Below are 24,442 nucleotides of genomic sequence, written 5' to 3'. Positions count from 1 at the left end.
GCTCCCATGAGCTTTTCGGCGGTGGTCGTGGCGGCAGGGGCGGGTCTGAGGGCCGGACCCGGAGAACCCAAGGCGTGGCGTAGCCTGGGGGGGCGCCCCATCGTGCGCTGGTCGGTCGAGGGCCTACTGTCGGCTGGCGCCCGCGAGGTCGTGGTCGTGGTGGCCCGCGACCGCCTGTCGCAGGTGGACGAAGCCCTGGCCGGCCTTTCGAACTGGCGGGCCGTCACGGGCGGCAAGACCCGGGCGGAGTCGGTCCAGGCGGGGCTGGCGGCCGTCACCGCCGGGCGTGACCAGCCGGTGCTGATCCACGACGCAGCCCGCCCCTTCGTCACCCGCGAGCACGTCGAGCGCCTGCTCGCCGCCCTGGACGTGTCGGACGGCGCAATCCCGGTCCTGCCCGTCCCCGACACCCTGAAGCGCGGCGACGCCCTCGTGGACGAGACCGTCTCCCGGGACGGCCTCTGGCGCGCCCAGACCCCCCAGGCCTTCAAGGCCGGCAAGCTCAAGGCCGCCTACCGCGCCTGGCCCGTGGGGGAAGAACCGACGGACGACGCCTCGGTGGTCGAACGGGCCGGCGGGAGCGTCGCCATGGTCCCGGGTGACCCGCTCCTGATGAAGCTGACCTACCCCCAGGATTTCATGATGGCGGAACAGCTCGCGGGCTCCCGCCGCATCGTGCGCATGGGCCAGGGGATCGACGCGCACCGCTTCGGGCCGGGCGACGTGGTCTGGCTGTGCGGCGTGCGCATCCAGCATGACCTGGGCCTGGTCGGCCACTCGGACGCCGACTGCGGCCTGCATGCCCTGACGGACGCCGTTCTGGGCGCCATCGCCGACGGCGACATCGGCGAGCATTTCCCGCCGTCTGACCCGCAGTGGAAAGGCGCCTCCTCGGACCGATTCCTGATCCACGCCATGAACCGCGTCGGCGCCGTGGGTGGCCGCATCCTGAACGCCGACGTCACCCTGATCTGCGAGCGTCCCAAGATCCGCCCCCATCGCGACGCCATGCGCGCCCGCATCGCCGAGTTGCTGGGTCTGCCGGTCCATCGGGTCAGCGTGAAGGCGACCACGACCGAGGGCATGGGCTTCACCGGCCGCGAGGAAGGCCTGATGGCCCAGGCGGTCGTCGCCGTGGAGTGCCCGCCCTAAGGCAGCCAGGCGTAGCGGCCCTTCAGGTTGGCGTAGAGCGCGCCGGCCAGGTTCGTGTAGTCGTCGCGCCAGGGCCTCGCCAGGAACGGGTTGGCGTACGTCCACCGGGAGTCGCCCTCGAACGGCGCCAGCGCGGCCCGCGAGCGGCCGACGATCACCGCGTCTTCCCCCGACTCCCAGCTCCCCGGCGGGTTCTGGCCCGGGCGGTAGTTCTGGGCCAGCGCGTAGCCCCCGGCCACGCGGGCGACGGCCTGGGCCGGCCCCATGAGGTCGAGGTTGCGGTTGGACAGGTGCAGGATCAGCACCCCGTCCGGCTTCAGATGGCTGAGGTAGCCCTGCACCGCCTCGACCGTCAGCAGGTGGGCCGGCACGGCGTCGGACGAGAAGGCGTCGATCAGCAAGACGTCGAACTCGCCCTGGGGCTGTCTGGCGAGCGTCAGGCGGGCGTCGCCGATCACATAGTCCACCGCCCCCTTGGCGCATTCGGTCGTATAGCTGAACACCGCCGGATTGGTGGAGATCCGCACCACCAGCGGATCGATCTCGAAGAACGTCAGCCGGTCGCCCGGCCTCGTGTAGGCCGACACCGAACCGGTTCCCAGCCCGACGGCGCCGATCCGCAGGCTCGGGGAACGCGCCTGCTTGGCCACGATCACCTGACCGATGGGCGTTCGCGGCGTGTAGTAGACTTGCGGATTGCAGCGGTAGCGGGGATCAACCGCCTGGGCGCCGTGCAGGGTCGTGCCGTGGGCCAGCATCTTCACCTTGCCGCCCAGGTTGGGGACGATGGTCTCGGACAGCCGCATCACGCCGAAGAAGCTGCGCCAGCTCTGGCGGATGTCCGTGCGATCGGCCGCGGCCTCGGCCCCGATCGACAGCATGACGATCACCAGGAAGAAGAACAGCGCCCGTGAGCGGACCATGAAGGCCGCCACGATAGGCACGATCAGCACGACCTTCACCGCCATGTCGAAGAGCTCGGCCTGGTCGAACGCTCCCACCACGGACTCCGTGGTGAGCCTTCCCTGGACCAGGGTCACGATGACCGGCAGGGCCGCCGCCGCGCCGACGCCCAGGACCAGCATGACCCAGGTGGCGATCGGAACCTTCGACAGGTTCCCTGAAGGCCGGGCGAAGGCCGAGAGCGCCAGGACCAACGGATATTCCCAGACGTTGTCGAAGATCAGCGGCGCGGCGAAGGCGTTGAAGGCCCCGCCGACCACGCCGCCGATGGAGAGGCAGAGATAGAATTCGGTGAGCTGCGACGGGTCCGGCCGGCGCGCCACCAGGCGCTGGTGGCACATCAGCGCGGTGAAGAAGAACGCCAGCAGGTGCGCCACGAGCTGGACAGCGAAGAAGGTCGAGCGGAATGGCAGCAGCGCCGCGCAGACCGCCACGGTGGCGGCGTGCATGCCGAGCGCGAACTCGGGCCGGATGGCGGGCTTGGCCTGGAACGCCACGATGAAGGTGACGAGGTAGAGCGCCAGCGGCAGCACCCACAGGAACGGGGCCGAGGCCACGTCGGTCGTGATGTAGGTGGTCACCCCCAGCATCAGGCTGGCCGGGATGGCGGCCAGGCCGATCCAGGCCAGCCGGTCGCCCCAGGCGGCCCGCGTGCTCGCCGCCGGGCGCGCCTCGGCCTCGCCGCCGAGCGGCGCCTCCCTCGCCGCCTCCGGCGCGCGGGTCCGGACGACCAGCAGGGCCAGGGTCGTCATCAAGAGGACGAAACCCACGTAGCCGGCGCTCCAGCCGTAGCGCTGCCCCCAGAGGGTGAAGGCGGGCTCCACCACGATCGGATAGGCCAGCAGCGCCAGCAGGCTGCCGAAGTTGCTGGCCGCGTAGAGGACGTAGGGCTCCTTGCCCTCGGCCTGCCCCACGGTGCGTGCGTACCAGGCCTGGACCAACGGCGCGGTGGCCGAGAGCGCCGCGAACGGCAGGCCGATGGAGAGGCCCAGCACCGCCAGCAGCCAGAGGTTCGGGTGCTCGGACGATGGCGGCCCCGCCAGTCCGTTGACCCGCAGAGGCAGGGCGATCGCGGCCAGCACCAGCGCGCCGCAGTGGACAAGAGCCTGGGTCCTGACCGACCGGATCTTCTGAAGGCCGTGGGCGTAGGCGTAGCCGACCAGGAGCGCGATCTGGAAGAACGCCATCGAGGTGTTCCAGACCGAGGGGCTGCCGCCCAGCAGCGGCAGGACCAGCTTGGCCACCATCGGCTGGACCAGGAACACCAGGGCCGCGCTCGAGAAGACGGTGATGGCGAACAGGCCCGGCGGGGCGTAGGTCCGGCGGGAGTCGGCGGCGAGCGTGCTCATGGAACCGGGATTGTCCTTGATCGATACGGAGCAGCGTTGCAGTTGACCGGTGTTCGAACCGTGAAGGGGCCGCGCCGATGTTTTCGCTGGAAATCGTCACCCTGGCCCGTCTGTTGATCGACGAGGCGCGGGAACGATCCCTCAGAATCGTCACGGCGGAAAGCTGCACGGGCGGCCTCGTCGCGGGCGCCATCTGCTCCATCGCCGGGGCGTCCGACGTCTTCGAGCGCGGCTTCGTGACCTATTCGAACCGGGCCAAGCAGGAGCTGCTGGGCGTGCCGGGCGACCTGATCGCCGACATGGGCGCCGTCTCCGAGCCCGTGGCCCGGATGATGGCCGAAGGCGCGCTGGAGGCCTCCAACGCCCACCTGGCCGTGGCGATTACCGGCGTGGCCGGCCCGGGCGGGGGCACGCCCATGAAGCCGGTGGGCACGGTCCACATCGCCACCGCGCGCGCCAACGAGCGGATCATGCACCGCCACGAACTGTTCGAGGAGGAGACCCGCGAGGGCATCCAGCTCGCCGCCGTCCAGGCGGCGCTCCAGGCGCTCCGCGACCGGCTGGTCTAGCCGGGCGAAATCTCGGGCTGACCGTAGAGCAACGCCGCCCTCGCCTCGAAGCAGTCCATCAGCTTCTCGACCGCGTGGTGGAAGTTGGCCTTCAGCAAGCCTTCCAGCAGGCGCGACTTGAACTGGAACTCGATATCGAACTCCACGCGCGTGGCGCCCTCGCCCGCCTCGATGAATCGCCAGCGGTTGACCAGCTTGCGGAACGGGCCCGACAGCAGGTGGACGTCGATCTGGCGGTTCGGGGCGTCGCGGCGGACGCGGGTGGCGAACCGCTCCTTGAGAAACGAGAAGCCGACGCTGGCCTCGGCGTCGAGGGAATCCACCCCCTCCGCAATCGTCCGGGCGTTCCAGGTCCTCAGCGCCGTCACCCAGGGCACGAACTCAGGGTAGCGGGTGACGTCGCCGACCAGGCTGAAAAGCTGATCGGGTCCGTAGGGCAGAACCTTGGAGACGTGGTGGTGCACCTGGGCCTCAGGCCGCGGACAGTTTCGCCTGCCGCGCCGCCCGCAGCCGGGCGAAGTCCTCGCCCGCGTGGTGCGACGAGCGGGTCAGCGGGCTGGCCGAGACCATCAGGAACCCCTTGGCCCGGGCGATCTCCTCCAGGGCCTTGAACTCGTCCGGATGCACGAAGCGGTCGATGGCGGCGTGCTTACGGGTGGGCTGCAGGTACTGGCCGATGGTGATGAAGTCGACGCCGGCCGAGCGCATGTCGTCCATCACCTGCATGACCTCCTCCTTGCTCTCGCCGAGGCCGACCATGATGCCGGACTTGGTGAACTGGGCGGGGTCGCGCTCCTTCACCCGCTCCAAGAGGCGCAGCGAGTGGTAGTAGCGCGCGCCGGGCCGGATCGAGAGGTAGAGCCGGGGCACGGTCTCAAGGTTGTGGTTGAAGACGTCGGGCCCGGCGTCGATCACCGATTCCAGGGCCGCGATCGGCTTGCGGGCGAAATCCGGCGTCAGGATCTCGATGGTGGTCGCGGGCGAGGCCGCTCGGATCGCCTCGATGGTCTCCACGAAGTGCCGGGCGCCGCCGTCGGCCAGGTCGTCGCGGTCCACCGAGGTGATGACCACGTGGGCCAGGCCCATCTTGGCCACCGCCTCGCCGACCCGGGCGGGCTCGTCCGCATCCAGGGCTTCCGGCTTGCCGGTCGCCACGTTGCAGAAGGCGCAGGCCCGCGTGCAGACCTCGCCCATGATCATGAAGGTGGCGTGGTTCTTGTCCCAGCACTCGCCGATGTTGGGACAGCCGGCCTCCTCGCACACCGTGACCAGGCGGTTGGTCTTCACGACCTCACGCGTGGCCATGTAGCCGGGCGAGCCCGGCGCGCGGACGCGCAGCCACTCGGGCTTCTTGAGAATCGGCGTGTCGGGACGCGCCTGCTTTTCGGGGTGGCGGGGGCGCGGCGCGCCGCCCACGGTGTCGATGACCACGGCCATGGCCCCTAAATCGTCCGTCGGGGCCCTCGGATCAAGCGCGGGATCGCCGCGGGCGGGAACTCACGGACTGTAACCGATCTTTTCATTCCGGAATCCGACGGATAGGTTCACCGCCCAACGAGAACAGTCCGGGAGCGATCGCCCTTGCGTGCGTTCGACAGCGCCGCGGCGCAGTCTTCTGTCTTCGACGCCCTCGTCGACGCGGCGAAGACCCACGGTTCCAAGAAGCCGATCCTGGAGGACCAGGAGCGTAATCCCCTCAGCTACACCGACCTGATCCGCGCCGCCTTCGCGCTGGGCCGGAAGCTGGCGGCCATGACCGCCAAGGGCGAGCGCGTCGGCGTCATGCTGCCGTCCAGCGCCGGCGGGGTGGTGACGTTCTTCGCCCTGCACGCCTTCGGGCGGGTGCCCACCATGCTGAACTTCACGGCCGGCATCCGGAACCTGAAGGCGGCCTGCGAGCTGGCGGGGGTGAAGCGGGTGCTGACCTCCCACCGGTTCGTCGAGCAGGGCAAGCTGCACGACCTGATCGACGCGCTGGAGGGGATGACCGCCATCACCTACCTCGAGGACGTGCGCGAGACGGTGGGCGTGGCCGACAAACTGTTCGCCGCCGCCGCCGGCGCCTTCCCCAAGCAGTTCCGCGCCCCGCTCAGCCCCTCCGACCCCGGCGTCATCCTGTTCACCTCGGGCAGCTTCGGGGCGCCGCGCGGCGTGGTGCTGAGCCACGCCAACCTGGTGGCCAACTGCCGCCAGATCGCCGCCCACATCGCTCTCGATCCCAACTGGGTGTTCTTCAACCCGCTGCCGATCTTCCACGTCTTCGGCCTGACCGGCGGCGTGCTGCTGCCGCTGCTGACGGGGATGAAGGCGTTCCAGTACCCCTCGCCCCTGCACACCAAGCAGATCCCGCCGCTGGTGAAGGACAGCAAGGCCGCCGTGCTGCTGGCCACCGACACCTTCGTCAACCAGTACGCCCGCGCCGCCGAGCCCGACGAGCTGGCCGGGCTGGAGTTCGTCGTCTGCGGCGCCGAGAAGGTCCGCGACGAGACGCACAACCTTATCGCCGAGAAGTTCGGCCCGATCCCGCTGCTCGAAGGTTATGGCGCGACCGAGGCCTCGCCGGTGATCGCCGTGAACAAGCCCACCGACAACCGCCGCGGCACGGTGGGCGGCCTGCTCCCGGGCATGGAGACGAAGCTGGAGCCCGTCGAAGGCATCCCGGGCGGCGGCAAGCTCCTGGTGCGCGGCCCCAACATCATGAGCGGCTACCTGCGGGCCGACGGCGGGATCGATCCGCCGGCCGGCGGCTGGCACGACACCGGCGACGTGGTCTCGATCACCGACGACGGCTGGGTGAAGATCCTGGGCCGGGTCAAGCGCTTCGCCAAGGTCGGCGGCGAGATGGTCTCGCTCACCGCCGCCGAGGACCTCGCCTCGGCCGTCTGGCCGGAGTGCCGCCACGCCGTGGTCGCCATGCCCGACCCCAAGAAGGGCGAGCGCCTGGTGTTGGTCACCGACCGCCGCGACGCCGACTCCGGGCCGCTGATCGCCCACGCCCACGCCATCGGCGCGCCCGAGCTGGCCGTGCCGCGCAAGATCATCAAGGTGCCGGAGATCCCCGTCCTCGGCACCGGCAAGACCGACTACGTGGCCCTGCAGCGGATCGTGGAAGCCGAGCTCAGGCGGGCGGCGTGACGCCTTCCCTCCCTTAATGGGGAGGGTGGCGAGCGCAGCGAGACGGGTGGGGAGGTCACGACCGGGCGCAGCGTCCAGGGATAGGCCGCCCCACCCTGGCCGCTTCGCGGCCTGTCCCTCCCCATCAAGGGAGGGAAATCAGAGGTGCAGCACCCGCCCGTAGGCGTCGAGGGCGGCCTCGTGCATGGCCTCGCTCATGGTCGGGTGCGGGAAGACCGTGGCCTGAATCTCGGCCTCGGTGGCCTCCAGCGTCATGGCCATGGCGAAACCCTGGATCATCTCGGTGACCTCGTGGCCGACCATGTGGGCGCCGATCAGGGCTCCGGTCCTGCCGTCGAAGATGGTCTTCACCAGCCCGTCAACCTCGCCGGCGGCCACCGCCTTGCCGTTCACGCGGAACGGGAAGCGGCCGACCTTGGGCTCCAGCCCCTGCTCCTTGGCCTGGGCCTCGGTCAGGCCCACCGAGGCCACCTGCGGCGTGGTGTAGGTGCACCCCGGGATCGGCGCGGTCAGGTTGGTGGGCTTCAGCCCCGCGATGTGCTCAACGCAGTGCACGCCCTCGTGGCTCGCCTTGTGGGCCAGCCAGGGCGGCCCCGCCACGTCGCCGATGGCATAGAGGCCGGGCACGCCGGTCGCGCCATGCGCGTCGGTGACCACGTGGGTCTTCTCGATCTTCACCCCCAGGGCCTCCAGGCCCAGGTCCTCGACGTTGCCGACGATGCCGATGGCCACGATGCAGACGTCGGCGGTCAGGGTCTCGGCCTTGCCGCCGGCCTCGATCTCCAGGCTGACGCCGGTCTTGCTCTTGGTGAGCTTCTTCACATTGGCCGGCACGCGGAACTTGATCCCCCGCTTCTCGAAGGCCTTGTGCGCGGCCTTCGAGATTTCCTCGTCCTCGACAGGCAGGATGCGCGGCATCATCTCGATCACCGTAACTTCCGAGCCCAGGGCCCTGTAGAAGCTGGCGAATTCCATGCCGATGGCGCCGGAGCCCACGACCACCAGCGACTTGGGCGCCGCCTTCGGGACCAGGGCCTCGCGGTAGGTCCACACCCGTTCGCCATCCGGCTCCAGGCCGATGGCCGGCACGGTGCGGGCCCGGGCGCCGGTGGCCAGGATCACGTGCTTGGCGGTGAGCTTGCGCGAACCCACGACGACGGTCGGTGCGGGCGAGCCCTTCTCCAGGCGCGCCGTCCCCTGCACCACCTCGATCTTGTGCTTCTTCATCAGGAAGGTGACGCCCGAGTTCATCTGGGCGGCCACCTTGCGCGAGCGCTCGACGATCTTGCCGAAGTCGAAGCCGCGCTTCTCCACCGACAGGCCGTAGTCGCCGAGGTGGTCCAGGGTCTCATAGACCTCGGCCGACTTCAGCAGCGCCTTGGTGGGGATGCAGCCCCAGTTCAGGCAGATGCCGCCCAGTTCGGCCCGCTCCACGATGGCCGTCCTGAAGCCGAGCTGCGAGGCCCGGATTGCCGTAACGTAACCCCCGGGACCCGAGCCGATCACAACGACGTCGAACGCATCAGCCATTAGAGCAAAGCCTCGATCGCGCCTTCCAGCGCCTTGGGTTCAACGGTGGGGGCGAAGCGGTCCACGACCCGCCCTTCCCGGTCCACGAGGAACTTGGTGAAGTTCCACTTGATGGCCTCGGTGCCCAGCACCCCCTTCTTCGCCCCCTTCAGGAAGACGTAGAGCGGATGGGCCGTGGGGCCGTTCACGTCGATCTTCCGCATCATCGGGAAGTCGACGTCGTAGGTCAGCGAGCAGAAGGACTTGATCTCCGCCTCGTCGCCCGGCTCCTGCTGGCCGAACTGATTGCAGGGGAAGCCCAGCACCACCAGACCGCGGTCGCGGTACTTGCGGTACAGCTCCTCAAGGCCCGCGTACTGGCGCGTGAAGCCGCACTTGCTGGCGGTGTTCACGATCAGCAGCACCTTGCCCCGGTAGTCCGAGAGCGGCGCGGGCTGGCCGTCGATGGTCTCGGCGGCGAAGTCGTAGATGGACGCCATCTCGGTTCCGCCCTCAGACGATCATCGTGATCGGGTCTTCGATCAGGGCCTTGAAGGCCTGCAGCCAGCGCGCGCCGGTCGCCCCGTCCACGACCCGGTGGTCGCAGGTCAGCGTCACCGACATCACCGTGGCGATGACGAGCTGGTCGCCGCGCACCACGGGCCGCTTCTCGCCCGCGCCCACCGACAGGATGCAGCCCTGCGGCTCGTTGAGGATCGAGGCGAAGGTCCTGATGCCGAACATGCCGAGATTCGAGACGCTGAACGTGCCGCCCTGGAACTCCTCGGGCTTCAGCTTCTTGGTCCGCGCCCGCTCGGCCAGGTCCTTGGCCTCGGCGGCGATCTCGGCCAGCCCCTTGGATTCGGCCTGGCGGATGATGGGGGTGATCAGGCCGCCCGGCACCGCCACCGCCATCGAGATGTCGGCGTGGTGGTGCATGGCGATCCCCTCGGGCGTGTAGGAGGCGTTGGCCTCGGGCACGCGCTTCAGGGCGATGGCGCAGGCCTTCATCACCATGTCGTTGACGCTGACCTTCACGCCCTCCTTCTCCAGGAGCGCGTTGACTTTGGTCCGGGCCGCCAGCAGGCCGTCGATCTCGAGGTCGATGGTCAGCGGGAAGTGCGGCACATCGCGGAAGCTGTCCGTCATCCGCCGGGCCACGGTCTTGCGCATGCCGTCGAGCGGAATGAGGTCGTAGCTGCCGGGTTGGATGCCCTGCTGCTCCAGGCTGACGACCTGGCGCGGCTCGGCCCCGGACCGGGCAGCCGGCGCGGCTGCGGGCGCACGCGCTTGACCCGGCTGGGCGGCGTCGATGTCGGCCTTGACGATCCGGCCGTGCGGGCCCGAGCCCTTCAGGGCCGCAAGGTCGATCCCCTTCTGCTCGGCGAGGCGGCGGGCCAGCGGCGAGGCGAAGATGCGGCCGCCGTCCTGGGCCTTCGGGGCGGGCGGCGCGGCGGCGGGCGCCGGAGCCGGCTTTGGAGCTTCGCCCCTGGGCGCCTCGGCCTTGGGAGCCTCGACCTTAGGAGCCGGGGCGGAGGCGGGCGGCGGCGCGGCCGCGCTCTCGCCCTCCCCGGCCAGCCGGGCGATGGGCGTATTCACCTTCACGCCCTCTGAGCCTTCCGGCACCAGGATCGCGGAGACGACGCCCTCGTCGACCGCCTCGACCTCCATTGTCGCCTTGTCGGTCTCGATCTCGGCGATCACGTCGCCGGAGCGGACGGTGTCGCCCTGCTTCACGTGCCACTTGGCGAGGGTGCCCTCTTCCATCGTGGGGGACAGGGCGGGCATCAGGATGTCCGTCATGCGGGTTCCTTGGAGAGATGGGCCAGGCCGGCGGCGTTCGCCTCCCAGTTCTGGCCGTCGAAGGCCTCGATCGCGATCTCCAGCCCCTCGACCGTGTCGAGGCAGCGGGCGTTCACGCTCCAGCCGTCGGGATTGGACCGGGGGCGGTAGAAGCTCTTCACGCCGCATTCGCTGCAGAAGAGGTGCTTCGCCACCCGGGTGTTGAAGGTGTACTCGGCGAGCCGCTCGGCGCCCTTGACAATGCGGAACCGGCTCTCGGGCACGATGACGTGGACGAAGCCCGTCTTGGCGCACATCGAGCAGTTGCAGGTCTGGGCCTCGACCCGGTCGGGCAAGGCCACCTCGAAGCGGACGCCGCCGCAGTGGCAGCCGCCCCCGCGCCAGGCGAACGGGCTTCCGCTCATCGGTACGTGACCTGCTTCACGGCTTTGACGATGTCCTCCACGGACGGGAGCGACAGCGCCTCGAGGTTGGCCGCGTAGGGCAGCGGCACGTCCTCCTGGCAGACCCGCGCCGGCGGGGCGTCCAGCCAGTCGAAGGCGTGCTCGACCACCCGGGCCGCCACCTCGGCGCCGACGCCCATGGGGCCCCAGCCTTCCTCGACGGTCACCAGGCGGTTGGTCTTCTTCACGCTCTCGACGACCGTCTCGTGGTCCATGGGACGCAGGGTGCGCAGGTCCACGACCTCGGCCTCGATCCCCTCGGCGGCCAGCTCCTCGGCGGCCTTCAGGGACAGGCCCACCATGCGCGAATAGGCCACGATGGTGACGTCCTTGCCCTCGCGGCGGACCTTGGCCTTGCCGATGGGCAGCACCCAGTCGATCCCCTCGGGCACGTCGAACTCCTGGCCGTAGAGCATCTCGTGCTCCAGGAAGACCACGGGGTTCGGGTCGCGGATGGCGGCCTTCAGCAGGCCCTTGGCGTCGGCCGCGTCGTAGGGCGCGATCACCTTCAGGCCCGGCACGTGGGCGTACCAGGCGGCGTAGTCCTGGCTGTGCTGGGCGGCCACCCGGGCGGCGGCGCCGTTCGGCCCCCGGAACACGATGGACGTGTGGATCTGCCCGCCCGACATGTAGAGCGTCTTCGCGGCCGAATTGATAATGTGATCAATGGCCTGCATGGCGAAGTTGAAAGTCATGAACTCGACGATGGGCTTCAGGCCCGCCATCGCCGCGCCCACGCCAAGGCCCGCGAAGCCGTACTCGGTGATCGGGGTGTCGATCACCCGGCGGTCGCCGAACTCCTCCAGGAGCCCGCGGGAGACCTTGTAGGCGCCCTGGTACTGCGCGACCTCCTCGCCCATCAGGAAAACGTCGGCGTCGCGGCGCATCTCCTCGGCCATGGCGTCGCGCAGCGCGTCGCGGACCGTCTGCTTCACGAGCTGGATGCCGGCGGGGAGCTCGGGGTCGGCCAGCGGCTGGGCCGGCGTGACGCCCACGGGGCCTTCGCCTTCGGCCTTGGGCTTCGCCGCTTCCGGCGGCGTCTTCTCGGGATCGCCCGCGGAAGCCGTGGGCTGGGGCGCCGGCGGCGCGGCGCCGGCCTCGCCCTGCAGCCGGGCGATCGGCGTGTTGACCTTCACCTCCTGCGCGCCCTCCGGCACGAGGATCTCGGAGACCACGCCCTCGTCGACGGCTTCCACCTCCATGGTCGCCTTGTCGGTCTCGATCTCGGCGATCACGTCGCCCGAGCGCACCTTGTCGCCCGGCTTGACGTGCCACTTGGCGAGCGTGCCCTCCTCCATGGTGGGCGAAAGGGCCGGCATCAGGATGTCGGTCACGCTCGGGCCTCCGTGTAGACGTCCGTGTAGAGTTCCGAGGGATCGGGCTCGGGGCTCGTGCGGGCGAATTCCGCCGCGTCGGCAACGATGCGCTTCACCTCGGCGTCGATGGCTTTCAGCGTGGCCTCGTCGGCCCAGCCGTGCTTCTCCAGCAGCTCCTCGACGTGGTCGATGGGATCGCGGGTCTTGCGGACCTCGTCCACTTCCTCCCGGGTCCGGTACTTGGCCGGGTCGCTCATGGAGTGGCCGCGATAGCGGTAGGTCTTCATCTCGAGGATGTAGGGCCCCTTGCCCGAGCGGGCGTGGTCGGCGGCCTTCTGGGCGGCGGCCTTCACGGCCAGCACATCCATCCCGTCCACCTGCTCGCCCGGGATGCGGAACGAGGCGCCGCGCCGAAATAGCTCGGTCTCGGAGGACGACCGCTCGATGGCGGTGCCCATGGCGTACTGGTTGTTCTCGATCACATAGACGACCGGCAGCCTCCAGAGCTCGGCCATGTTGAAGCTCTCGTAGACCTGGCCCTGGTTGGCGGCGCCGTCGCCGAAGTAGGTGAAGCTGACCTTGCCGTTGTCGCGGTACTTGTTGGCGAAGGCCAGGCCCGTGCCCAGCGGCACCTGCGCGCCCACGATGCCGTGGCCGCCGTAGAAGTCGGCCTCGGTCGAGAACATGTGCATCGAGCCGCCCTTGCCCTTGGACGAGCCCCCGGCCCGGCCGGTGAGCTCGGCCATGACCTCGCGCGGGTCCATGCCGCAGGCCAGCATGTGGCCGTGGTCGCGGTAGCCGGTGATGACCTCGTCGCCGGGCTGTTTCACCGCCTGGACGCCGACCGCGATGGCCTCCTGGCCGATGTAGAGGTGGCAGAAGCCGCCGATCAGGCCCATGCCGTAGAGCTGGCCCGCCCGCTCCTCGAAGCGGCGGATCAGCAGCATGTCCCGATAGAACTTGAGAAGCTCGTCCTTGCCCGCGGACGATACCCCGTCCGCGCCATTGGCCTTTCGCCGACCGGCCCCACCGGTCTGCCCGCGCGCCATGCGTCTCTCCGTGATCCTAAGCTGATGTCCGCTAGCTCCGCGAGGGATGCTAGGGCCGCATTCGGATCACATAGTCCCTTGGGTCAGCAAAGCCTAGAAGGGAGCGCGCCCTTTCCTCCAACAGATCGGCGGAAAGGCTCGTATCGCGCAGGAGTTGCGCCCGCGCCTCGAGATCGCGGCGCTGGGCCTGGAGCGCAACGAGCTCGCGCTGCTTGGCCAAGAGGGTCGCGTCGCGCTGATTCGAACGCAGCAGGCCGCCCTCGCCGGTGAAGGCGTGGAACGCGAAATAGAAGATCAGCAGCGCGAGGGCTGCGGTCGACAGGTACGGGCGAAGGCGGGCGAGCACGGCGATTCCCTAGAAGGAACCGGCTCTTGTCGCCGGAACATGTTTAATGCCCGGCTAACCACCCTTCCCCCATCCGCCTCCCGCCGGGAGGGACAAGCCTACAGCGTCCTCAGCGCCTTGCGGCCGGCGTAGACGGCCTGGTCGCCCAGTTCCTCCTCGATGCGCAGGAGCTGGTTGTACTTGGCCATCCGGTCCGAGCGGGCCAGGGACCCGGTCTTGATCTGGCCGCAGTTGGTGGCGACCGCGAGGTCCGCGATGGTGGAGTCCTCGGTTTCGCCCGAGCGGTGGCTCATCACGGCGGTGTAGCTGTTGCGGTGGGCCAGGTCGACGGCGTCCAGGGTCTCGGACAAGGTGCCGATCTGGTTGACCTTCACCAGGATCGAGTTGGCGAGGCCCTTCTCGATGCCCATGCCCAGGCGCACCGGGTTGGTGACGAACACGTCGTCGCCCACGAGCTGCACCTTGCCGCCCAGGCGCTCGGTCAGGATCGCCCAGCCGTCGAGGTCATCCTCGGCGCAGCCGTCCTCGACCGAGACGATCGGGAACTTGGCGACGAGGCCCGCCAGATAGTCGACCATGCCGGCCGGATCGACCGTCTTGCCCTCGCCGTCCATGACGTACTTGCCGCCCTTGAAGAACTCGGTGGCGGCCACGTCGAGGCCGAGATGGAAGTCCTCGCCGCAGCGGTATCCCGCGCCCTCGCCCGCCTTTACGATGAAGGCCAGGGCCTCCTCGGCCGAGCCGATGTTGGGAGCGAAGCCCCCCTCGTCGCCGACGTTGGTGTTGTGGCCGGCGTCCTTGAGCTGCTTCTTCAGGGCGTGGAAGATCTCGGCGCCCATGCGCAGGCCCTCGGCGAAGGTCTCAGCGCCGGTCGGCAGGATCATGAATTCCTGGATGTCGATCGGATTGTCCGCGTGGGCGCCGCCGTTGATGATGTTCATCATCGGCACCGGCAGCACCCGGGCCGAGACCCCGCCCACATACTTGTAGAGCGGCAGGGCCGAGGAGCTGGCCGCCGCCTTGGCCGTCGCCAGGCTCACGCCCAGGATGGCGTTGGCGCCGAGGCGGCTCTTGTTGGGCGTGCCGTCGAGCTCGATCAGGATGCGGTCGATGCGGCGCTGGTCCTCGGCGTCGGCGCCCGACAGCGCGTCGTAGATCTCGCCGTTCACCGCATCGACGGCCTGGCGGACGCCCTTGCCCAGGTAGCGGCCCTTGTCGCCGTCGCGCTTCTCCACCGCCTCGTGGGCGCCGGTCGAGGCGCCGGAGGGCACCGCCGCGCGGCCCATGGAGCCGTCTTCCAGGATGACGTCGACCTCGACGGTGGGGTTGCCGCGGCTGTCCAGGATTTCCCGGGCGGTGATGTCGACGATCTCGGTCATGGCGTCCTCAGGCGGTGTTCGGGGGCGCGGTTGCCTTAGCCACCTTCGGCCCGGGGAGCAACGCCGGCTTGACTTGCCGCCTTGACTTGCCCCGGCGGCGCCGGGTCATGCCTTGGCCACGGAGGAACCCATGCTGCTCGTCGAAAAGCCCGCCCCAGGCGTCGCCGTCGTCACGCTCGACCGCCCCGAGGCGATGAACGCGCTCTCCAGGGCCCTGCGCCAAGCGCTGCGGCAGGCCATGGTCGAGCTGGACGCCGACCCGTCCGTGAAGGTCATCGTGCTCACTGGCGCGGGCGAGCGGGCGTTCACCGCCGGCCTCGACCTGAAGGAGCTGTCCACCGATCCCTTGGGCATGGGCGCCGCCAACGCCACCGACCCGGCCGAGAACCCGGCCCGGGCTCTGCTCGCCACCGGCAAGCCGATCATCGGGGCGATCAACGGCGTGGCCATCACCGGCGGCTTCGAGGTGGCGCTGGCCTGCGACGTGCTGATCTGCTCGACCAACGCCCGCTTCGCCGACACCCACGCGCGGGTCGGCATCACGCCGGGCTGGGGTCTGTCCCAGAAGCTGTCGCGGGTTATCGGCCCCTACCGGGCCAAGGAGCTGTCCCTGACCGGCAACTTCCTGGATGCGAAGACCGCCTACGACTGGGGCCTGGTGAACCGCGTGGTCGAGCCCGCCGAGCTGATGCCCACGGCGCTGACGCTTGCCCGGCAGATGGCCGACATCGAGGGCGACATGCTGGTGACCTACAAGGCCATGATCGACGATGGCTACGAGCGCTCCCTCGCCGAGGGCCTCGCGTTGGAGCACGAGCGCTCGGTCGCCCACAACGTCGAGGTCACGCCAGAGATGGTCGCGGCCCGGAGAGCCGCCGTGCAGGCCCGCGGCCGCAGCCAGTAGGCGGACATGCAAACGGCCCCGCCTGTCGTCAGACGGGGCCGCGCGAATTCGCGAAGCTTCAGGAGAAGCCTAGTCTTCCTTCGGCGTCAGGACCTGGCGGCCCTTGTACATGCCGGTCTTGAGGTCGACGTGGTGCGGGCGCTTCAGCTCGCCCGTTTCCTTGTCCTCGTGATAGGCGTTCGGGCCCAGCGCGTGGTGCGAGCGACGCATGTTCCGCCGCGAGGGCGAGGTTTTTCTCTTGGGAACGGCCATCGGAAATCTCGAAATGATTGCGGCGGCCAAAACCGGGCCGCCGACGTGAGCGCGGGTGTATGCATGAAACCCCGCTTCGGATCAAGCGTCGGGCTTGAAGGTTCTCGGGGTCGACCCCGCCCACATCGAATGCGCCCGCTCAAGCAGGCCGAGCATCTCGCCTGGTCCGACGGGCCATCCGCCGCCCAAGGCGACGTCCGCGCCGGCCATCGGAAGCGTCAAGGCCTGCCATAGAATCGAGTCGCGGAAGCCTGGCGCGACATTCAGGACGACATAGCTGTTGTTCCCCCGGTGCGTCCGGAGTTCGAAGTCGCCCAGGGCGCTCCACGGCGCATTCACCACGACGCCTTGAAGGTTTCGAGGCGCAGTCCCTCGGGCCGCAGGGTCAGGCGATCCGGTCTCCAGGCCTTGATCAGGTGGATGACCAGGACAAATGCGAAGATCAGGACGCAAACCCAGCCGATCCCGACGAAGGCCGCGGAGCCGTGGACGCTCAGCACGCGCTTGCCGCCTGAACTCCTCATCACGAGGGGCGGCGTATCGAGGCTCCCCGTGATTTCCGGCATCTAGACCAGCCGGCTCCGCTCCTTGGCCGCGCCGATGAAGCTGGCGAACAGCGGGTGCGGGTCGAAGGGCCGGCTCTTCAGCTCGGGATGGTACTGCACGCCCACGAACCACGGATGGTCCGGCCGCTCGCAGATCTCGGGAAGCTGGCCGTCGGGCGAGAGGCCGGTGAACTTCAGCCCCGTGTTCTCGATCCGGTCGCGGTAGGCGATGTTCACCTCGTAGCGGTGCCGGTGGCGTTCCGAGATGGCCGTGCCGCCGTAGATCTCCGCCACGCGCGATCCGGGCGCCAGCACCGCCTCGTAGGCGCCGCAACGCATGGTGCCGCCCATCTCCCCGCCCTCGGCGCGGAGCTCCTTCTCGTTGCCCTTGGTCCACTCGGTCATCAGGCCGACGATGGGCTCCGACGTGGGGCCGAACTCGGTGGACGAGGCCTGCTTGATGCCGGCCAGGTTCCGGGCCGCCTCGATCATCGCCATCTGCATGCCGAAGCAGATGCCGAAGTAAGGGATGTCGTGCTCGCGGGCGAACTGGACGGCCCGGATCATGCCTTCCGAGCCGCGCTCGCCGAAGGCGCCGGGCACCAGCACGCCGTGGACGTTGGTCAGCCGCTCGGCGATCAGCGCCTCTTCCTTCTCGAAGGCCTCGCCCTCGATCCAGTCGAACCTGACCCGCACGTTGTTGGCCACGCCGCCGTGGATCAGCGCCTCGACCAGCGACTTATAGGCGTCGGTCAGGCCGGTGTACTTGCCGACGATGGCGATGTTCACCTCGCCATCCGGATGGCTCAGCCGGTGGGAGATCTCCTCCCAGCGCGAGAGGTCGGGCTTCGGCGCCCTGTCGGTCAGGCCGAAGACGTCCAGCACCTCGGCGTCCAGGCCCTGCTGGTGGTAGTCGAGCGGCACCGCGTAGATGTTGGCCGAATCCATCGCCTGGATCACCGCGCTCGGGCGCACGTTGCAGAACTGGGCGATCTTCTTCCGCTCGCTCTCGGGGATCGGGAACTCGGTCCGGCACAGCAGGATGTCGGGCTGGATGCCGATGGATCGCAGCTCCTTCACCGAGTGCTGGGTCGGCTTGGTCTTCATCTCGCCGGCCGTCTTGATGTACGGCAGCAGCGTCAGGTGGATGTAGCAGGCGTGGCCGCGCGGCAGCTCCTGGCCGAGCTGGCGGATGGCCTCGAAGAACGGCAGGCCCTCGATGTCGCCCACCGTGCCGCCCACCTCGATCAGCACGAAGTCCACGTCCGGGCCCGGATCGGACAGCACGAAGTCCTTGATCTCGCCGGTGACGTGCGGGATCACCTGGACGGTGGCGCCCAGGTAGTCGCCCCGGCGCTCCTTCTCGATGATCGTCTTGTAGATCTGGCCGGTCGTGATGTTGTCGGCGCGTGTGGCGTTGACGCCGGTGAAGCGCTCGTAATGGCCGAGGTCGAGGTCGGTCTCGGCCCCGTCGTCGGTCACGAAGACCTCGCCGTGCTGATACGGGCTCATCGTGCCCGGATCGACGTTCAGATAGGGGTCGAGTTTCCTCAGACGGACCTTGTAGCCGCGCGCCTGCAACAGGGCGCCGAGCGCGGCGGACGCGAGACCTTTACCCAGAGAGGAGACCACGCCGCCGGTGATGAAGATGTACCGGGCCATGGGCGTTCAGAGTAGCCGCGATTCGCCGGGGCGGCCCGCCCGCTTTTCAAAACGATGCACTGGAATCTTTGTTACTGGGGCGCGGCCGGGGCGGCCGGCGCCGGAGTCGAAGCCGGAGCCGGCTGGGTGAGAAGCGGATTGCCGACCGTGGGCGCCGGAGCCTGGAACGGCGCGGGCGCGGCCTGGCCGGGGATGGCCGGGGTCCCGGCCGGGGGCTGCGGGGCCGGCTGGTTCAGGCTGTTCGGGTCGATGGCGTTGACCTTCAGGCGGTCGACGACCGACGAGGAGCCGCGCTCGCGCCCCGCCACCACGGTCAGCAGCAGGCCCAGCACGAAGAAGATCGTGCCCAGGATCCAGGTCGTCCGCGTGAGCAGGTCGCCCGCCCCGCGCGCCGTCATGAATCCCGAGTTGCCGCCGCCCATGCCGAGCGCGCCGCCCTCGGAGCGCTGCAGCAGCACCACGACGATCAGGAAGAACGCGACGATGACCTCGATGACGAGGAGCAGCGTGAGCAGCATGGACAGTCTTTCCAGTGCGCGGCGGACACACCCCGCCGAAATGAAGCGCGCGCTCTACCACCAGGGCGGGCGCAAGGCCATAGGTAGCGGGTCGCTTCCTCCGGACAAGAGATGATTCTCGATCTGCGGCGTCTGCCGATCCTCGAAACCGAACGGCTACGGCTGGAGCCGCTGTCCATCAAGGACGCCGACGCCCTCTTCCCGCTCCTCGGCGAACCGGAGGTGCTCGCCTACTGGGACTCGCCGGAACCCGACGACCCGGACGTGGTCGCCGAGGTGGTCCGCAACCTGGTGGACGACATGCAGGCGGGACGCGCCATCCACCTGGCGATGCGCACCTTGGCCGACGGGACCTTCATCGGTTGCTTCGACATCACCGAGATCGACCGCCGCCACCGCCGGGCCGAGGTGGGATTCATGCTGAGCCGCCAGGCCTGGGGCGAGGACTACGGCCTGGAAGCCATGCGGACGGTGATCGCCTATCTCGCCGCCAGCGGCCTGCGCCGCCTGACCGCCCGGACCAACCTGGGCGCCCGGCGCTCGGAAGGCATGCTCGAGAAGCTGGGCTTCGAGGAGGAGGGCCTGCTGCGCGGCCATATCCTGGAGGACGGCGAGCGGCGCGACTGCCGGCTCTTCGGCCTTCTCCTGTAACCCGCCCCGCCCCATCTGCGAGCCAGGAGGCGCCGCCATGAGCCACCCCATCGCCATCCAGGGCTTCGATCACATTGTGCTGCGGGTCCGCGACAAGGCCCGGATGCTGGACTTCTACTGCGGCGTCCTGGGCCTCTCGATCGATCGCGACCGGCCCGAGATCGGCCTTACCCACATCCGCTGCGGCCCGCAGATGATCGACCTCGTCACCCTCGATGGGCCGCTGGGCCGGATGGGTGGCGAAGGTCCCGGCGCGGAAGGCCGCAACCTCGACCACTTCGCCCTGCAGGTGCGCCCATTCGACGCCGACGCCATCAAGGCCCACCTCGCCGCCCGCGGCGTGGCGGTCGCGGACGAAGGCCCCCGCTACGGCGCGGACGGCGACGGCTGGTCGATCTACCTCCGTGACCCGGAAGGCAACACGGTCGAGCTGAAGGGGCCCGCGACCTAGACCGCGTTCACGATCCCCAGGAAGTCCGCCGCCTTCAGGGACGCCCCGCCCACCAGGGCCCCGCCCACCTCGTCGGCGTGCAGGATCTCGGCGGCGTTCGACGGTTTCACCGAGCCGCCGTAGAGGATCGGGACCGCCCTGCCCGCCTCGCCGAACATCTCGACCAGGGTGGCGCGGATCGCCCGGTGCATCTCCTCGATCTCGGGCGTGGTGGGCGTGAGCCCCGTGCCGATGGCCCAGACGGGCTCGTAGGCCACGGCGAAGGCCTTGCCCGCAAGGTCGGCCGGCAGCGAGCCGCGCACCTGGCCGGTGACGACCTTGAGCGCCTCGCCCGCCTTGCGCTGCTCCAGCGTCTCGCCGACGCAGACGATGGGTTCGAGGCCCGCCCGCAGCGCCGCCTTGACCTTGGCCGCCACCAGGGAGTCCGTCTCGCCGTAGGTAGCGCGCCGCTCGGAATGGCCCAGGATCACCAGCGTCGCGCCGGCGTCGGCCAGCATCTCGGCGGCCACGTCGCCCGTGTAGGCGCCCGATTCCTCGGCATGGGCGTCCTGGCCGCCCACGGCGACGGCGCTGCCCGCCAGCTCGCGGCTCATCCGCTCGATCAGGACGCTGGGCGGGCAGATCGCCACCCGGGCCCGAGCGGCTTTCGCCCCTTCGGCCACGGCCTTCGCCTCGGCGAGCGAGGCGGCAAGGCCGTTCATCTTCCAGTTTCCGGCGATCAGCGGCGTGGGCGCGGTCATCATCCCTCCCATGAATGCTTGTGCGCGGCGCGGTTAAGGCAAGCCGACCCGCCTGTCACGTGCTTGCCGTACGGAAGCGCCCTCCACTATACCGGCGCGCACGCCTACGCCCCGGAAAGGGTCTTCATGCTCGCCGCCATCCGCCAATTCGCGAAGTCCTGGGTCGCCGCCGTCCTGATCGGCCTCCTGATCGTCAGCTTCGCCGTCTGGGGAATCCGGGACGTCTTCCAGGGCCGGATCGGCGACGAGGTGATCAAGGCGGGCTCCCGCGTCGTCACCTCGGCCGACTTCCGCCGCGAGTACGACAAGTACCGCAAGGCCGTGGAACAGCAGGCCGGCCGGCCGATCACGCCCGAGATGGCCGACACCAACGGCGTGGACCGCCAGGTGCTGAACGGCCTGGCGACCCGCGAGGCCTTCGCCGAGATGCTTCACCGCATGGGCATCCGGCCCTCGGACAAGCTGCTGGTCGCCGAGATCGAGAAGATCCCGGCCTTCTTCGATCCCATCAGCGGCCGGTTCGACAAGCGCACCTTCCAGCAGCGGCTGGCCGAGAACGGCCTGACCCCGCAAACCTTCGATCAGGTCCTGCGTGACGAGATGGCCGCCCAGCATTGGGGCGCCGGCGTCGGCGAGGGCCTGCAGGCGCCGCGCGCCTACGGCGCCATGATGGCGATCCTGGCCACCGAAACCCGGGACGTCTCCTACTTCGCGGTCACCCCGGCCGACGTCGCGGCCGTGGCGCCGCCGACGGACGCCCAGCTCACCGCCTTCATGAAGGAAAACGCGGCCCAGATCACCCGCCCCGAGATGCGGGTGCTGACCATCGTTCGCTTCAGCCCGCAGGCCGTGGCCGTGGACGGCCCGGTCGACGAGGCCGAGCTGAAGAAGCTCTACGACTTCCGCAAGGACACCTTCTCCAAGCCGGAGACCCGCTCGATCGTCCAGATCCCGGCCAAGGACGCCGCCGCGGCCCAGCAGATCGTCGCCCGCCTGAACAAGGGCGAGGCGCCGGCCGCCGTGGCCAAGGCCCTGGGCGTCGACCCCATCGCCTACCAGGACAAGCCCCGGACGGCCCTGGCCGACCGGCGGGTCGCCGACGCTGCTTTCCGCCTGGCCGCCGGCCAGGTGGCCCAGGTGCAGGGCGAACTCGGCCTCGCCGTCGTCAAGGTGCTGGCCGTGACGCCGGGCCGGACGGTCACGCTGGAAGAGGCGCGCCCGATGCTCGTCGCCGAGCTGCGCAAGACCGCCGCCGCCCAGAAGGTCTACGACCAGACGCAGGCCTACGATCAGGCCCACCAGGGCGGCGCCGACCTGGCCGCATCGGCCCAGAAGGCGGGCGTGCCGGTCGTCACCGTGGGCCCGATCACCCAGCAGGGCGTGGACAGCCAGGGCCGGCCCGTCGCCGGCCTGACCCAGAAGATCGTCGAAACGGCCTTCAACCTGCCCGCCGGCGGCGAGAGCGACCTGATCGACGCCGGCGAGGGCGAATCCTTCGCGGTCCGCGTCGACCGCATCGTCCCGCCGGCCATGCCGCCGCTCGCCGATATCCGGGCCGACCTGGAACGGGTCTGGGTGGGCCGCGAGCGTGTCCGCCGCATGGAAGCCCGGGCCAACGAACTGGCAGAACGCGTGCGCAAGGGCGAGACGCTCCAGACCGTCGCCGCCTCCGCCGGCCTGCGCCTCGGCCGCATCACCGAGCTGAGCCGCCAGGGCGCGGGCCAGCGCCAGGACCTGTCTCCGCAGGTCATCGGCGGCGCGTTCAACGCCAAGTCCGGCGAAGTCTTCGTCGCGCCGGGCCGCGAGTTCGCCTATCTGGTGGGCCGCGTCGACGCCATCCGGACCCAGCCGGGCCCGGTGGCCGCCATGCTGGCCGAACAGGCCCGGCCCCAGGTGACCCAGGCCCTCTTCCGCGAAATCGCCGAGAGCGCCCAGCGCTCCGCCCGCGAGAAGCTCAAGGTCCGCATGGACGTGAACCGCGCCCGCGCCGCCGTCGGCATGGAGCCGCTCGACGCCAAGACCGGGAACAAGGCCGCGTCCAAGGCGGAGCCGAAGGCGTGACGCCCGAGCCGTCCTTCGACGCCTTCCGGTCCACCTACGAGAGCGGCGCGCCCCAGGTCGTCTGGACTCGGCTGATCGACGACCTGGAGACCCCGGTCTCGGCCTTCCTGAAGATCGGCCACGGGCGGCCCTACGGCTTCCTGTTCGAGTCCGTCGAGGGCGGCGCCTGGCGCGGCCGCTATTCGATCATCACCCTCGCGCCCGACCTCGTGTGGCGCTGCCGTGGCGACGTGGCCGAGATCGCCGAGGGCGACGACATCGCCGCCGGCCGCTTCACGCCCCAGCCGGGCGGCGCCCTCGATTCCCTGCGGGACTTGGTCGCCGCCTCGCGCATCGAGCTGCCGCCGGGGCTGCCGCCCATGGCCGCCGGGGTCTTCGGCGCCATCGGCTACGACATGATCCGGCTCACCGAGCGGCTGCCGAACGTGAACCCCGACCCCCTGGGGCTGCCCGATTCGGTGATGGCGCGGCCCTCCATCGTCGCGATCTTCGACGCCATCGCCCAGGAGATCGTGCTGGTGACGCCGGTGCGGCCGGGCCGCGCCACCGCCGAAGAGGCCTACGAGGCCGCCCGCGCCCGGCTCCAGGCGGTTGTGGAGGACCTCCGCAAGGCGGCCCCGCCGCTCAGCGGGACCGGCCAGCCCGAGCCCGACCGGTTCACCACGCCCGTGAGCCGCGAGGACTACCGGGGGATCGTCGAGCGGGCCAAGGCCTACATCCGGGCCGGCGACATCTTCCAGGTCGTGCCCAGCCATCGCTTCCGGGCGCCCTTCGGCCGCGATCCCTTCGCCCTCTACCGTTCGCTCCGGCGGACCAACCCCTCGCCGTTCCTGTTCTTCCTGGACTTCGGCGACTTCCAGCTCGCCGGCTCCAGCCCCGAGATTCTGGTCCGCCTGCGCGACGGCAAGATCACCATCCGCCCCATCGCCGGCACCCGCCCGCGGGGCGCGACCCCCGAGGAAGACCAGCGCCTGGAGCAGGAGCTGGTGAACGATCCCAAGGAGCGCGCCGAGCATCTCATGCTGCTGGACCTTGGCCGGAACGACGTGGGCCGCGTCGCCATGCTGAAGGAGCGCGGGGCCAACGCGCCCAAGGCCGCCGCCCACAAGCCGCGCGTCCGCGTCACCGCCAGCTTCTTCGTCGAACGCTACAGCCACGTGATGCATCTGGTCTCCAACGTCGAGGGCGACGCCCCCGAGGGGCTGGACCCGGTCGACGTGGTGATGGCCGCCCTCCCCGCCGGCACGCTTTCCGGCGCGCCCAAGGTCCGGGCCATGGAGATCATCGATGAGCTCGAGATCGAGAAGCGCGGCATCGGCTACGCCGGCGGCGTCGGCTACTTCGGCTGCGATGGCTCGGTGGACACCTGCATCGTGCTGCGCACGGCTCTCTTCAAGGACGGCATGATGTACGTCCAGGCGGGCGGTGGCGTGGTGGCCGACAGCGATCCCGACGCCGAATACGACGAGACCCTGCACAAAGCCCGCGCCCTGCGCCGCGCGGCCGAGGAAAGCTGGCGGTTCGTCTAGGACCAATCCACATTCAGGATTCCCATGCCTGAAAGGTGCTGAATCAATCGGTCTCCGGGTTTGTGATTCGGAGCGGGTTGATGAGCGTGAAGCGCTACGAGCTGAGCGGGAAGCAA

At 69.7% G+C, this 24,442-nt stretch carries 24 protein-coding genes; 8 read left to right on the top strand and 16 right to left on the bottom strand.

Annotation, left to right across the window (positions count from 1 at the left end; all coding sequences use genetic code 11):
• Positions 1-6 precede the first annotated feature (6 nt).
• Positions 7-1,152 (top strand): bifunctional 2-C-methyl-D-erythritol 4-phosphate cytidylyltransferase/2-C-methyl-D-erythritol 2,4-cyclodiphosphate synthase, encoded by a 1,146-nt coding sequence (locus ACK4TT_RS16895; RefSeq protein ID WP_410213462.1) that lies wholly within the window; start codon positions 7-9, stop codon positions 1,150-1,152.
• Here ACK4TT_RS16895 and ACK4TT_RS16890 read toward each other — a convergent pair.
• Positions 1,149-3,464, bottom strand: a complete 2,316-nt coding sequence (locus ACK4TT_RS16890) for a fused MFS/spermidine synthase (protein ID WP_410213461.1) — start codon at positions 3,462-3,464, stop codon at positions 1,149-1,151. The two genes, ACK4TT_RS16895 and ACK4TT_RS16890, sit on opposite strands and share 4 nt — an antisense overlap.
• Before the next feature lie 77 nt (positions 3,465-3,541).
• Here ACK4TT_RS16890 and ACK4TT_RS16885 point away from each other — a divergent pair, with 77 nt between their 5' ends.
• A complete protein-coding gene (locus ACK4TT_RS16885) occupies positions 3,542-4,033 on the top strand; it encodes a CinA family protein (RefSeq protein ID WP_409641793.1) in 492 nt (163 codons plus the stop codon).
• On the opposite strand, the gene ACK4TT_RS16880 is transcribed toward ACK4TT_RS16885, so the two are convergent.
• Both ACK4TT_RS16880 and lipA read right to left on the bottom strand, forming a co-directional pair.
• Complete coding sequence (locus ACK4TT_RS16880) at positions 4,030-4,497, bottom strand: type II toxin-antitoxin system RatA family toxin (protein WP_409641791.1); 468 nt, start codon at positions 4,495-4,497, stop codon at positions 4,030-4,032. The genes ACK4TT_RS16885 and ACK4TT_RS16880 overlap by 4 nt on opposite strands.
• A gap of 7 nt (positions 4,498-4,504) precedes the next feature.
• On the bottom strand, positions 4,505-5,470 hold the full coding sequence (gene lipA / locus ACK4TT_RS16875) for a lipoyl synthase (RefSeq protein ID WP_409641787.1): 966 nt from the start codon (positions 5,468-5,470) through the stop codon (positions 4,505-4,507).
• A gap of 144 nt (positions 5,471-5,614) precedes the next feature.
• Between lipA and ACK4TT_RS16870 the strand changes: the two genes are divergently transcribed.
• Positions 5,615-7,168: an AMP-binding protein gene (locus tag ACK4TT_RS16870; protein WP_409641784.1), complete on the top strand. Its 1,554-nt coding sequence runs from the start codon at positions 5,615-5,617 to the stop codon at positions 7,166-7,168.
• Between the two features lie 138 nt (positions 7,169-7,306).
• Here ACK4TT_RS16870 and lpdA read toward each other — a convergent pair whose 3' ends face one another.
• The 8 genes from lpdA to eno form a co-directional block, all read right to left on the bottom strand.
• Positions 7,307-8,698, bottom strand: coding sequence for a dihydrolipoyl dehydrogenase (gene lpdA, locus ACK4TT_RS16865; protein ID WP_409641781.1), 1,392 nt, complete (start codon positions 8,696-8,698; stop codon positions 7,307-7,309).
• Positions 8,698-9,177, bottom strand: coding sequence for a glutathione peroxidase (locus tag ACK4TT_RS16860; RefSeq protein WP_409641778.1), 480 nt, complete (start codon positions 9,175-9,177; stop codon positions 8,698-8,700). The genes lpdA and ACK4TT_RS16860 overlap by 1 nt, the downstream gene beginning before the upstream one ends.
• A gap of 13 nt (positions 9,178-9,190) precedes the next feature.
• Complete coding sequence (locus tag ACK4TT_RS16855; protein ID WP_409641775.1) at positions 9,191-10,480, bottom strand: pyruvate dehydrogenase complex dihydrolipoamide acetyltransferase; 1,290 nt, start codon at positions 10,478-10,480, stop codon at positions 9,191-9,193.
• Positions 10,477-10,884 (bottom strand): GFA family protein, encoded by a 408-nt coding sequence (locus tag ACK4TT_RS16850; protein WP_409641772.1) that lies wholly within the window; start codon positions 10,882-10,884, stop codon positions 10,477-10,479. Before ACK4TT_RS16850 ends, ACK4TT_RS16855 begins: the two co-directional genes overlap by 4 nt.
• Positions 10,881-12,257, bottom strand: a complete 1,377-nt coding sequence (locus tag ACK4TT_RS16845; protein WP_410213460.1) for a pyruvate dehydrogenase complex E1 component subunit beta — start codon at positions 12,255-12,257, stop codon at positions 10,881-10,883. Before ACK4TT_RS16845 ends, ACK4TT_RS16850 begins: the two co-directional genes overlap by 4 nt.
• A complete protein-coding gene (gene pdhA / locus ACK4TT_RS16840) occupies positions 12,254-13,288 on the bottom strand; it encodes a pyruvate dehydrogenase (acetyl-transferring) E1 component subunit alpha (RefSeq protein ID WP_409641766.1) in 1,035 nt (344 codons plus the stop codon). Before pdhA ends, ACK4TT_RS16845 begins: the two co-directional genes overlap by 4 nt.
• 49 nt (positions 13,289-13,337) lie before the next feature.
• Positions 13,338-13,634 carry an FtsB family cell division protein gene (locus ACK4TT_RS16835; RefSeq protein ID WP_409641763.1) on the bottom strand — a complete coding sequence of 99 codons (297 nt, stop codon included), beginning with the start codon at positions 13,632-13,634 and terminating at the stop codon, positions 13,338-13,340.
• Positions 13,635-13,732: 98 nt separating this feature from the next.
• Complete coding sequence (gene eno, locus ACK4TT_RS16830) at positions 13,733-15,013, bottom strand: phosphopyruvate hydratase (RefSeq protein ID WP_409641761.1); 1,281 nt, start codon at positions 15,011-15,013, stop codon at positions 13,733-13,735.
• Positions 15,014-15,143: 130 nt separating this feature from the next.
• Between eno and ACK4TT_RS16825 the strand changes: the two genes are divergently transcribed.
• A complete protein-coding gene (locus ACK4TT_RS16825) occupies positions 15,144-15,917 on the top strand; it encodes an enoyl-CoA hydratase (protein WP_409641758.1) in 774 nt (257 codons plus the stop codon).
• Between the two features lie 69 nt (positions 15,918-15,986).
• Here the strand turns inward: ACK4TT_RS16825 and rpmF are convergent, their stop codons facing one another.
• From rpmF to secG, 4 genes are all read right to left on the bottom strand, one after another.
• Positions 15,987-16,169 carry a 50S ribosomal protein L32 gene (gene rpmF, locus ACK4TT_RS16820; protein WP_041373400.1) on the bottom strand — a complete coding sequence of 61 codons (183 nt, stop codon included), beginning with the start codon at positions 16,167-16,169 and terminating at the stop codon, positions 15,987-15,989.
• A 335-nt stretch (positions 16,170-16,504) separates the two neighbouring features.
• The gene (locus tag ACK4TT_RS16815) at positions 16,505-16,735 is read right to left on the bottom strand and encodes a hypothetical protein (protein ID WP_409641754.1); all 231 of its coding nucleotides are present in this window, start codon (positions 16,733-16,735) and stop codon (positions 16,505-16,507) included.
• Positions 16,736-18,376 (bottom strand): CTP synthase, encoded by a 1,641-nt coding sequence (locus ACK4TT_RS16810; RefSeq protein ID WP_409641751.1) that lies wholly within the window; start codon positions 18,374-18,376, stop codon positions 16,736-16,738.
• A 71-nt stretch (positions 18,377-18,447) separates the two neighbouring features.
• Positions 18,448-18,894 carry a preprotein translocase subunit SecG gene (secG, locus tag ACK4TT_RS16805; RefSeq protein ID WP_409641748.1) on the bottom strand — a complete coding sequence of 149 codons (447 nt, stop codon included), beginning with the start codon at positions 18,892-18,894 and terminating at the stop codon, positions 18,448-18,450.
• 111 nt (positions 18,895-19,005) lie between these two features.
• Here secG and ACK4TT_RS16800 point away from each other — a divergent pair, with 111 nt between their 5' ends.
• Positions 19,006-19,545, top strand: coding sequence for a GNAT family N-acetyltransferase (locus ACK4TT_RS16800; protein WP_409641745.1), 540 nt, complete (start codon positions 19,006-19,008; stop codon positions 19,543-19,545).
• Between the two features lie 37 nt (positions 19,546-19,582).
• Positions 19,583-19,996, top strand: a complete 414-nt coding sequence (locus tag ACK4TT_RS16795; RefSeq protein WP_409641742.1) for a VOC family protein — start codon at positions 19,583-19,585, stop codon at positions 19,994-19,996.
• On the opposite strand, the gene tpiA is transcribed toward ACK4TT_RS16795, so the two are convergent.
• Entirely contained in the window at positions 19,993-20,736 is a 744-nt protein-coding gene (tpiA, locus tag ACK4TT_RS16790; protein ID WP_409641740.1) for a triose-phosphate isomerase, read from the bottom strand. The genes ACK4TT_RS16795 and tpiA overlap by 4 nt on opposite strands.
• Positions 20,737-20,862: 126 nt before the next feature.
• On the opposite strand from tpiA, the gene ACK4TT_RS16785 reads away from it, so the two are divergent.
• Both ACK4TT_RS16785 and trpE read left to right on the top strand, forming a co-directional pair.
• Entirely contained in the window at positions 20,863-22,797 is a 1,935-nt protein-coding gene (locus ACK4TT_RS16785; RefSeq protein ID WP_409641738.1) for a SurA N-terminal domain-containing protein, read from the top strand.
• On the top strand, positions 22,794-24,326 hold the full coding sequence (trpE, locus tag ACK4TT_RS16780; RefSeq protein WP_409641736.1) for an anthranilate synthase component I: 1,533 nt from the start codon (positions 22,794-22,796) through the stop codon (positions 24,324-24,326). The genes ACK4TT_RS16785 and trpE overlap by 4 nt, the downstream gene beginning before the upstream one ends.
• The last annotated feature ends 116 nt before the right edge of the window (positions 24,327-24,442 follow it).

The organism is Phenylobacterium sp., assembly GCF_046463815.1.
GTDB lineage: Bacteria > Pseudomonadota > Alphaproteobacteria > Caulobacterales > Caulobacteraceae > Phenylobacterium.
This window is presented reverse-complemented; position numbering and strand designations above follow the sequence as displayed.